The sequence below is a fragment of the Komagataeibacter melomenusus genome, from assembly GCF_013155395.1.
Taxonomy (GTDB): Bacteria; Pseudomonadota; Alphaproteobacteria; order Acetobacterales; family Acetobacteraceae; genus Komagataeibacter; species Komagataeibacter melomenusus.
In genome coordinates this window covers 1-8,687 of the sequence record NZ_JABJWC010000076.1, presented here as the reverse complement: position 1 = coordinate 8,687, position 8,687 = coordinate 1, and the positions used below count along the sequence as shown (strand labels likewise).

General features: G+C 68.8%; 10 protein-coding genes. 6 read left to right on the top strand and 4 right to left on the bottom strand.

Annotated features, from left to right (window positions below):
• Positions 1-8: 8 nt before the first annotated feature.
• The 4 genes from HNW77_RS16540 to HNW77_RS16525 are packed head-to-tail and all read left to right on the top strand — an operon-like array spanning position 9 to position 3,401.
• A complete protein-coding gene (locus HNW77_RS16540) occupies positions 9-503 on the top strand; it encodes a hypothetical protein (protein ID WP_338033802.1) in 495 nt (164 codons plus the stop codon).
• Positions 500-1,561 carry a hypothetical protein gene (locus HNW77_RS16535; protein WP_172159145.1) on the top strand — a complete coding sequence of 354 codons (1,062 nt, stop codon included), beginning with the start codon at positions 500-502 and terminating at the stop codon, positions 1,559-1,561. The genes HNW77_RS16540 and HNW77_RS16535 overlap by 4 nt, the downstream gene beginning before the upstream one ends.
• A complete protein-coding gene (locus tag HNW77_RS16530; protein ID WP_172159144.1) occupies positions 1,558-2,958 on the top strand; it encodes an NADH-quinone oxidoreductase in 1,401 nt (466 codons plus the stop codon). Before HNW77_RS16535 ends, HNW77_RS16530 begins: the two co-directional genes overlap by 4 nt.
• Positions 2,958-3,401, top strand: coding sequence for an NADH-quinone oxidoreductase subunit B family protein (locus HNW77_RS16525; protein ID WP_172159142.1), 444 nt, complete (start codon positions 2,958-2,960; stop codon positions 3,399-3,401). The genes HNW77_RS16530 and HNW77_RS16525 overlap by 1 nt, the downstream gene beginning before the upstream one ends.
• A gap of 77 nt (positions 3,402-3,478) precedes the next feature.
• On the opposite strand, the gene HNW77_RS16520 is transcribed toward HNW77_RS16525, so the two are convergent.
• From HNW77_RS16520 to HNW77_RS16510, 3 genes are read right to left on the bottom strand one after another with little or no spacing between them, the layout of a single operon-like run.
• Entirely contained in the window at positions 3,479-4,345 is an 867-nt protein-coding gene (locus HNW77_RS16520; RefSeq protein ID WP_172159140.1) for a CDP-alcohol phosphatidyltransferase family protein, read from the bottom strand.
• A gap of 6 nt (positions 4,346-4,351) precedes the next feature.
• Positions 4,352-5,029: a phosphatidylserine decarboxylase gene (locus tag HNW77_RS16515; protein ID WP_172159139.1), complete on the bottom strand. Its 678-nt coding sequence runs from the start codon at positions 5,027-5,029 to the stop codon at positions 4,352-4,354.
• Between the two features lie 34 nt (positions 5,030-5,063).
• Positions 5,064-5,819, bottom strand: a complete 756-nt coding sequence (locus HNW77_RS16510) for a methyltransferase domain-containing protein (protein ID WP_172159148.1) — start codon at positions 5,817-5,819, stop codon at positions 5,064-5,066.
• 92 nt (positions 5,820-5,911) lie between these two features.
• On the opposite strand from HNW77_RS16510, the gene gloB reads away from it, so the two are divergent.
• Both gloB and phaR read left to right on the top strand, forming a co-directional pair.
• The gene (gene gloB, locus HNW77_RS16505; RefSeq protein ID WP_172159137.1) at positions 5,912-6,643 is read left to right on the top strand and encodes a hydroxyacylglutathione hydrolase; all 732 of its coding nucleotides are present in this window, start codon (positions 5,912-5,914) and stop codon (positions 6,641-6,643) included.
• A 232-nt stretch (positions 6,644-6,875) separates the two neighbouring features.
• Positions 6,876-7,412: a polyhydroxyalkanoate synthesis repressor PhaR gene (phaR, locus tag HNW77_RS16500; RefSeq protein ID WP_172159135.1), complete on the top strand. Its 537-nt coding sequence runs from the start codon at positions 6,876-6,878 to the stop codon at positions 7,410-7,412.
• 15 nt (positions 7,413-7,427) lie between these two features.
• Here phaR and pdxR read toward each other — a convergent pair.
• Positions 7,428-8,687 (bottom strand): MocR-like pyridoxine biosynthesis transcription factor PdxR (pdxR, locus tag HNW77_RS16495; RefSeq protein ID WP_172159134.1); only part of this gene is annotated, 1,260 nt, incomplete at its 5' end.

Below are 8,687 nucleotides of genomic sequence, written 5' to 3'. Positions count from 1 at the left end.
CCGTTTCCGTGGCCGGCGGGCTTGCGTGGCATGCGGGGCTTGCTGCGGCCTGCGTGTGGCTGTGGCAATGGGCGCAGGGCGGTGCAGGGCTGTCATGCCTGCTCGCGGTGGCGCAGGCGGGGCTGGTCGGCCTGCTTGGTTTGCAGCTTCTGCACGGGCAGGCTGGCCCGCGCGAGCGCAGTGGCCTGCGCCTTGCCGGTGGGCTGGCCTGCATTGCGGTGCTGGCGCAGGTGATCGTGCCCGGCATGCCCGGCGGCATGACGGCGCGCCTCATGGGGCTGGCCGGATTATCCGCCATTCTGTGCGGCGTGTGGGGCGCGTGCATTGCGCGGGCAGCCCCGGCCCTGTGCGCGGGGCTGGCCTGCGGGCTTGATGGCGTCATGCTGCTGGCAGGGCAGGCCGATAGTACGCTGGTCATGACGGAAACGCTGGTGGCGGCAGCGGCCCTGAACCTCATGCTGCTGCGCGTGCGCCGGTCTGGTGGCAGCGGGGCGGCGCCATGATGTCACTCACGCTTTTCATCAGCCTGGTGGCGGGCTGGATGGGGCTTGCGCTCACGGCCCTGCTGGCAACCGGCGGCCCGAAGCCATTGCGCGGCCTGCTGGCCGGGCTGCTCCTGGGGCTGTGCGCCGTGGGCTGCCAGTCCGCCCGCCCCATGGCGCAGGCGCTGATGCTGGCCTGCCCGGCGCTGGCGCTGTGCGTGCGTGTTTTCATGCCCGAGGCCGCAGCGCGGGAAGTGGGGCGCATGGCCGGGCCCCAACCTTTCATCCTGTCAGCCAGCGCGGTGCTGGCCATGGCATGCGGGCGGTGCGACCTGCTGGTCATGTTCATCGGGCTGGGGCTGGGCCTGCATCTTGCTTTTGGCCAGCACGATGACTGGCCCGCGCTGCGCGTGGGGCTGGGGGGGCTGGCCATGGCGCAGGGCGGGCTGTTCGTGCTGCAGGCCGGGTGGGGCGGGCGGCAGGAACAGGCCGGTGCCGTGCTGCTGGCAGGCGGGCTGCTGCTGGCCTGTGGCGTGCTGTCGGCCAGGCTGCGGGACCAGCCGCCGGGTGGGTCCATGGCCCTGCTGGCCACGTTGCCGGTTCTGGCGCAGGCGGCCATCGTGTGGCCTGCCCTTCGCGCCGCGCTGACCTTTCTGGGCTGTGTGTGCCTGTTGCGCACGCTCCTGCCCTGCTCCCGCGTGCGCGCAGGCTACATGGACTGGTCGGGCTGGGCAGTGCTGGCAGCGGGGTTGCCCGCCGCCACGGCCCCCCTGCCGCTTGCGGCATGCCTGCTGGCGCTGGCCTGTGGCGGCAGGGGCCGGGGCATGGCGGGGCCTTTCAGCCTGTTGTGGCCGCCCTTTCTGCCCGGCATGGCGCTGGCGCTGATTCTGCTGGCCGAGATGGAGGCCGCGCCGATGGTGGCCCTGTTGGCCGGGGCCTGCCTGTGGCCGGTCTTTGCCACCGCGGCGCCAGCCGGAACACAACCGGCCCCGGCGGCATGGGTGCGGGCCGGCCTGGCGCTGGCGCTGGGCTGCATGGTGCTGGTTCTTGCCCTGCGGGGCGGGATGGTGCTGGCATGAGCGCGGATGTCGCAGCCCTGATCCGCCGCGGTGCCCCCACGCCCTGCGCCGGGCGGTTTGTGCTGGAAATCGAGGCATGGCAGGCCATGATCGCGCGGTTGCGCGCGGCTGAACTGCCCCTGCTGGGGCTATGGTCCGATGGCGTGCAGGTGCATGCCCTGTTCCGGCAGGGGCAGACACCGCTGGTTGCCAGTGTCGGGGTATCATCCGAAGGTTATCCCGCCCTGTCGCCCGTGCGGGCGGGGGCGCGGGGGGCAGAGCGCATCATCCATGACCTGTGGGGCATTCCGGCCACTGGTGGCAGTCGCGACCCCTGGCTGGATCAGGGGCGATGGCCGGTGGCAACGCCGCTGGCGGCACATTCCGCCCCCACGCCCGGCCTGCCGGAGGGGCGGGAGTTCATCGATGGCCCCGCCGTGATGCGGGCAGGCGGCACGGTGCTGGGTCACGGCCCGGCGGAGGGAGATTTCCGCGCGCCGTTCCATCTGCGGCTCGGCCTGCCGGGCGCAGGCATCGAGGCGGTGCAGCCCTGCATGGGCTATGCGCATCGGGGGCTGGCCGCGCGCCTGCGCGGGCTTGCGCCCCAGCAGGCCGCGCTGCTGGTGGCCCGGATTGATGCAACCGCGACCGTGGCGCACCAGCGTGCTTTTGCCCGCGCCCTGCACCACGCCACCGGCACCCCCATGCCCGCGCAGGGCGTGGCGGCAGGCGTGATGCTGGGTGCCATGGAACGCATTGCCACCCATCTCGATATGCTGGCGCAGGCCAGCGCGATGGGCGGCGACGGGCGCTGCGCCACCCTGGCTGCCACCATGCTCGAGCAGGTGCGGCAGATCTGCCGGGAACTGTGCGGGCGGCGCCTGCTGTTTGATGTCATCGTCCCCCCTGCCACCGTTAAGGTGCGTGTGGAGGACACGCAACTGGCCACGCTGGTGGGGCAGCACGCGCTCCTGCACCGGCTGTTCTGGCGGCCCCGTGGGCTTGCGGCGCGGGTCCGTGGCAAGGGCGTGCTGTCCGCCATAACGGCTGCGCGCTGGGGCATTCTGGGCTGTAACGCGCGGGCGGCACAAAAGGGGCAGGGCGATATGACCGACCGGCTTGATGCCCGCCTGGACGAGATCGGGGAAAGCCTGTCCCTGCTTGCCGCCCTGCCCGAAGGCTCTGCCATGGCGCCTGAGGGAGGACAGGGCGAAGGACTGGGCTGGGCGCAAGGCCCCGCAGGCCCGGTCTGGCACTGGCTGCGTGTGGAGGAAGGTCATGTTGCCGCCTGGTGGTGTGGTGACCCGTCACTGGCGCTGGTGCAGGCCTTGCCCACGATCCTGTCTGGCGCGGCTTATGAGGATGTGGACCTGATTCTGGCCGCGCTGGGCCTGTCAGCCACCGGGGCGGACCTGTAATGGCGCAACTCAACCTGTTCTGGCCCGAAGGCATGCCGTTGCCGCGACTTGAGGCGCTGGACATCTTTCATATCGAAAGCGGCGGCTGCACCGGTTGCGGGCTTGAACTGGCCAGCCTGTCACGCGCCCTGCTGGCGGGCAGTCACCCCATCCGCTTCGTGCCTACGCCACGGCAGGCGGGCATGCTGCTGCTGACCGGCAGCCTGACGGTGGGCATGGCGCCCGTGGTCGAACTGGCCTGGCAGGCCATGCCGGGCGCGCGCGTGCTGGCCGTGGTGGGAGACTGCGCGGTCGATGGCGGGCTGTTTGGCGGCAATTACGCCGTGCTGGGCGGCGTGGGCGCGCGGGCACGCACGCGTGTAGCACTGCCCGGATGCCCGCCCGCGCCAGATGAAATCCTGGCCGCCCTGGTGCGCTGGCAGACGACTGAAGGCAAAAGATAAAAGTTTTTGGTGAAGCTTTTTTCAAAAAGCTTCGGGAAGTGCCGCGCGTTGTGGAACAAGGCGGCACCCTGCCCGCATCAGCCCGGGCTGTGGGGCGCGGGCTCGTCATTTTCCTGCAACTCTTCCGCCGCGCGGCGCAGGCGGTGAAAGCTGCGCCGGCTGATGGGCAGGAGCATCAGGTAGATCACGCCCGCCGCAGCAAGCGCCCCCCACGGCTCGGCAATCAGGATGGCGGCATAGGCCCCCGTGCCCAGCATGGTAGGCAGGATGAGCGGCGAAGGCACCTTGAAGTTCTTGAACGACCACACCGGCAGCGTTGATACCAGCAGGAAGGCCGTGCCGCTGAGTGTCAGCGCGGGCAGGAGCGGGTCGCGGGTGAGTTCATACAGCCAGTCCAGATGCAGGCGCTGCGCCTCCAGCCCCAAAAAGAGCGGAAACAGCGCCAGCCCCGCACCGGCGGGCGCGGGCACGCCGGTAAAGAAACTGGCGGCGTATTTGGGCTGGTTGGCGTCATCATCAAGGCTGGCGTTGAAGCGGGCCAGCCGCAGCGCCATGCAGACCGTGAACATGATGCACGGAATGTAGCCAAACCGCCCGCCTTCATGCAGTGCCCACAGGTACAGCACGAAGGCAGGCGCCACCCCGAAGCACAGGAAGTCGGACAGGCTGTCGAACTCCGCGCCAAACCGGCTGGTGCCGCGCAAAAGCCGCGCGATGCGACCGTCAAGCCCGTCGATGCAGGCGGCAATGAGGAGTGCCGTGGCCGCGCCGCCAAACCGCCCCTCCAGCCCGAATCGCATGCCCGTCAGGCCTGCGCACAGGCCAAGCATGGTCATGAGGTTGGGGATCATCCGGTTGAACGACAGGCCCCGCACGCGGGGGCGCTGGCGTTTTTTCAGCCTGCGGATGCGACGGGACCGGTTGGCGGGGGGAGGGACTGCCATAATCGCTTAGAGCCGCGCCATCACGGTCTCGCCGCCGATCATGGTCTGGCCGACCTCGACAAGCGGGGCCACGTCGGCAGGCAGGTACAGGTCGGTGCGTGAGCCAAAGCGGATCAGGCCAAAGCGCTCGCCGGTTTCATACTGCATGCCTTCTTCCGCATCGCACAGGATGCGGCGCGCGATCAGCCCCGCGATCTGCACCACGGCAAGCTGCCGCCCGTCCTTGAGGGTCAGCCGCAGGGCATTGCGCTCATTGAGTTCCGATGCCTTGTCGAGACTGGCATTGAGGAACTGCCCCGCATGGTACGACACGCGCGTGACCGTGCCCGCGACGGGCATGCGGTTTACATGCACATCAAGCACCGACAGGAAGGTGGCGATGCGCCACACCGGGGTATCGCCCATGTCGAGTTCGGGCGGCGGCGCCACTTTCTCGATCGAGACGATATGCCCATCCGCCGGGGCCACGGCCACGTTGGCTTCGGCCGGGGTGACGCGCTCGGGGTCACGGAAGAAGTACAGGCAGAACCCGAAGAACAGGCCACTGGCCGTACCAAGCAGCTTTGTCACCCGCCACGGCAGCAGCCGCCCGATCACGGCCCCTGCGCCTGAGGCGAGCAGGAAGGGGCGCGCGGCCGGGTGCGGCGGGGCAAGGACAAGCTTGAGGGATTGAATTAGCGACATGGGATCATGTTCATGGAGATTCCAGTAAAATTGGTCAAGTATCCTGCGCGTTCCCACCCCGCTGGCGGTGGGTGAGGCTGCGCGAAAACAGCCGCGCGGGCCGCAGCCGCAGCCCGGCGGGCATGATCGTGGCCGGGCGGGTGGGCACGCCCGCATAGATGTCCTTGACCGCCTCGATCATGCACACGCCGCCAAGGCGGGGGAAGAGGGTGCGCCCCGTCCATTCCGCCATGGTGGCGGGGCCTGCGGGGCAGGGACCGGCGGGGGGAATGTAGAGGGCATCCTCATGGCGCTCGGCGCGGAAGCAGGCATTGGCCAGCCAGCGGTCGATCTGGCGGCGCGAGAAGGGCGTGCCCTGCCCGAAGGGGGAATTGTCGGTATGCGCCCAAAGCCCGGCCCGGTTGGGCACGATGAGCAGCAGCACGCCGTCATCCTTGAGAATTTTCCAGACCTGGCGCAGCAGGGTGTTCTTGTCCTCGCTGGTTTCAAGCGCGTGGATCATCAGGATGCGGTCGAATTTCAGGTCATCGAAGGGCAGGCTGTCGCCGCTGGCCACGCAGTCGCGCCCCTGCCACGGGCCGCCCCCCTCGCGCGTGACCGGCGTGTCGAGCCTGGCTGAAAAGCACGGCTGTCCCGGCCGGTCCCACAGTGGCAGGAAAGGCAGGGCATAGCCAAGCCCGAGCATGAGGCCAGGCGATCCCTCCGGCCAGAATCCGGCCATGCGCTGGCCAAGCAGCCGGGCGGCCATCTGGCCCCGGCGGGAAGCATAAAAGCTTGCGGCGGTGTGCATGTTGGCGCCCATGGGTGTTACACTAACAGGCTGCACGCGGGCAGGCCATGCCCATGGTTTTGCAGCCGGTCAGATTACATGAAGGGACAGTCATGACACGCAGGCTCCTGATCGAGGCGATTCCCATCCTGTCGGACAATTACGCCTGGTTCGTGCACGATGGCCCGGCAGGCCCCGCTGGCATGGTCGACCCCGCCGAGGAAGCGCCCCTTGTCGCCGCCATTGATGAAGCAGGCGGGCGGCTGGACATGATCTTCCTCACGCACCACCATGCCGACCATATTGCTGCAGCCGAGGCCCTGCGCCAGCGTTACGGCGCGCGGATCGTGGGGGCGGCAGTGGATGCGTACCGCCTGCCGCCGCTCGATATCGCGGTGCGCGATGGCGATGTGGTGGCATTTGGCACGCAGCAGGTGCAGGTGATTGCAACGCCGGGGCATACGTCGGGTGAGGTATCGTATTATTTCCCCGCAGGGCCCGCGCTGTTCTGTGGCGATACCCTGTTCAGCATGGGCTGCGGGCGGCTGTTCGAGGGCACGCCGGCCGACATGTTCGCCTCGCTCCGCCGCATCGACGCCCTGCCGGGCCAGACGCTGCTGTGCTGCGGGCATGAATATACGCAGTCCAACGCGCGTTTCGCCCTGCATGTCGCGCCAGACAACCCCGCCGTGCAGGCCCGCGCGGCCGAGGTGGCCAGCCTGCGGGCGCGTGGCCTGCCCACGCTGCCGGTGCGGCTTGATGTGGAGCGCGCGACCAATCCCTTCCTGCGCGCGCCCGACGTGACGACGCTGGGCAGGCTGCGGAAGGAAAAGGACAGCTTCTGACACAATACGTCATGAACGCGCCGTGACCGGGCGCAAAAGCCTGCGCGTGGCCCTCCGGCGGGGCAGGATACGGCGTTCTGTCCGGGTGGAAAGTGAAGGTTTGATGACGCGGCTCATGGTCGGCGCGCGGGTTATGCCCTAAAGGGGGAAGGCACGCCTCACGCCAGGGCGTCCGCGTGGGGCGCGCCGTGGCCCCCAGGCCTGGTTTCCGCGCCATGTGAAAGGAAGGCATGTGTCGGTCTCTTCTGCTCCCGTCGTCATCAAGAAATATGCCAACCGGCGGCTGTACGATACCGAAGTGTCGGCATACATCACGCTCGAGAACCTGATGGACATGGTCAAGCTCGACCGTGCCTTTGTCATTCTTGATGCCCGCACCGGCGATGACATTACCCGTGGCGTGCTCGCCCAGGTGATGCTCGAGGAGGAAACGCGCGGCCGCGCCATGCTGCCGGTCGCCTTCCTGCGCCAGTTGATCCGCTGCTATGGCGACAGCAGGCAGGGCGAGGTATCCGACTACCTTGAGCGCATGATGGGCGAATTCATGGACCGTCAGGCCCCCGATGCGGCAGGCGACGGGCTTGAAGCACTCGGCCAGGAGCAGGCCGCCGTGGTGCGGCAGGCCATGTCGCTGTTCACCTCGCTTTACGCGGTCGAGCGCGCGGGCAACCGCACGGTGGAGAACCTGCTGCAGGAGATCATGGACCTGCGCCAGCAGGTGGAAACGCTGCAGGGCCAGCTTGCGGGCACGCCGCGCGCGGCTGACTGAGGCGCCTTCACGCCTTCATACCTGGCCTGCAGGGCATCGCGCACCGGCATCACGCGGCATGAAGGCTTCAAGGGCGCGGGCCAGCCTGCGCATGGCGGGATCAATCTCGTGGTGCGGCGTGCCGGCATATCCCAGCAGCAGGCCATGCTGCCTGTGCGGACCGACATAACATTCTGAAAGGGGCGCAACCCGCACGCCTGCCTTCAGCGCGGCAGCGGTGGCGGCGTTGTCATCAAAGGTGGAGGCAAGGGCAGGATCCGGGCAGGCGACGACATGCATGCCGCCGGAATCGGGGGCAATATGCATGCGGCCCGCAAGGTGGCGGTCGGCTGCGTCCATCAGGCTTTTCTGGCGGGCGGCATAGAGCAGGCGCGTGCGCCGCAGGTGCGTGGCCAGATGCCCCTCCGCGATGAAACGCGCCAGCGCACCCTGCCCCATGAGCGGGGCGGGGGTAAAGAGCTGCGGCAGGACCGCCTGCGCCACCGTTACAAGGGGCGGCGGCAGCACGATGTAACTCAGCCGCAGGGCAGGAAAGAGCAGTTTGGAAAAGCTGCCCAGATAGGCGACCCGCCCCGCGCGGTCGAGGGCGCGCAATGGCGCCAGCGGGCGGCCCGCATAGCGGTATTCGCCGTCAAAATCATCTTCAATGATCCAGCCCTGCCTGCGTTGTGCCCAACTGAGCAGGGCCAGGCGGCGCTGCAGGCTCAGCACCGTACCCAGCGGATAGTGATGTGACGGGGCCACAACCGCCATCCGGGCATCGGGTGCCGTGGCGAGGGCGGTTGCGGGGTCGAATCCCGCTTCATCAATGGCAACCGGCACGGCATGGATGCCGGCTGCCGCCAGTGCGGCCCTGATGCCGGGATAGCCCGGCTCTTCCACCCAGGCCTGTTCGCCGGCTTCAAGGGTGATGCGGGCCAACAGCGACAGGCTCTGCCCCACACCGGCGGTGATGACGATACTCTCCGGCGCAGGGTCAAAACCCCGGGCCGTGCGCAGATGGGCGGCAATGGCCTGCCGCAGGGCAGGATGGCCAGATGGCGGCGGCGCGCCAGCCATGGGCCATGCGGGCCTGCGCCAGTCCTGCTCAAGCAGTTTTGCCCATAGCGGAAAGGGAAAGGCCTGCCGGTCCGGCTGCCCGGGGGCAAAGGCGATGGGCGCAGGGCCGGGTGGCGCGCACTCTGGTGGCGTGCACTCTGGCGCGCGGGCGTGCCTGAGCAGCGCCCTGGTCCGTTCGGGCAGCGGGGGCGGCGGCATGGGGGCATGGGGCACGCT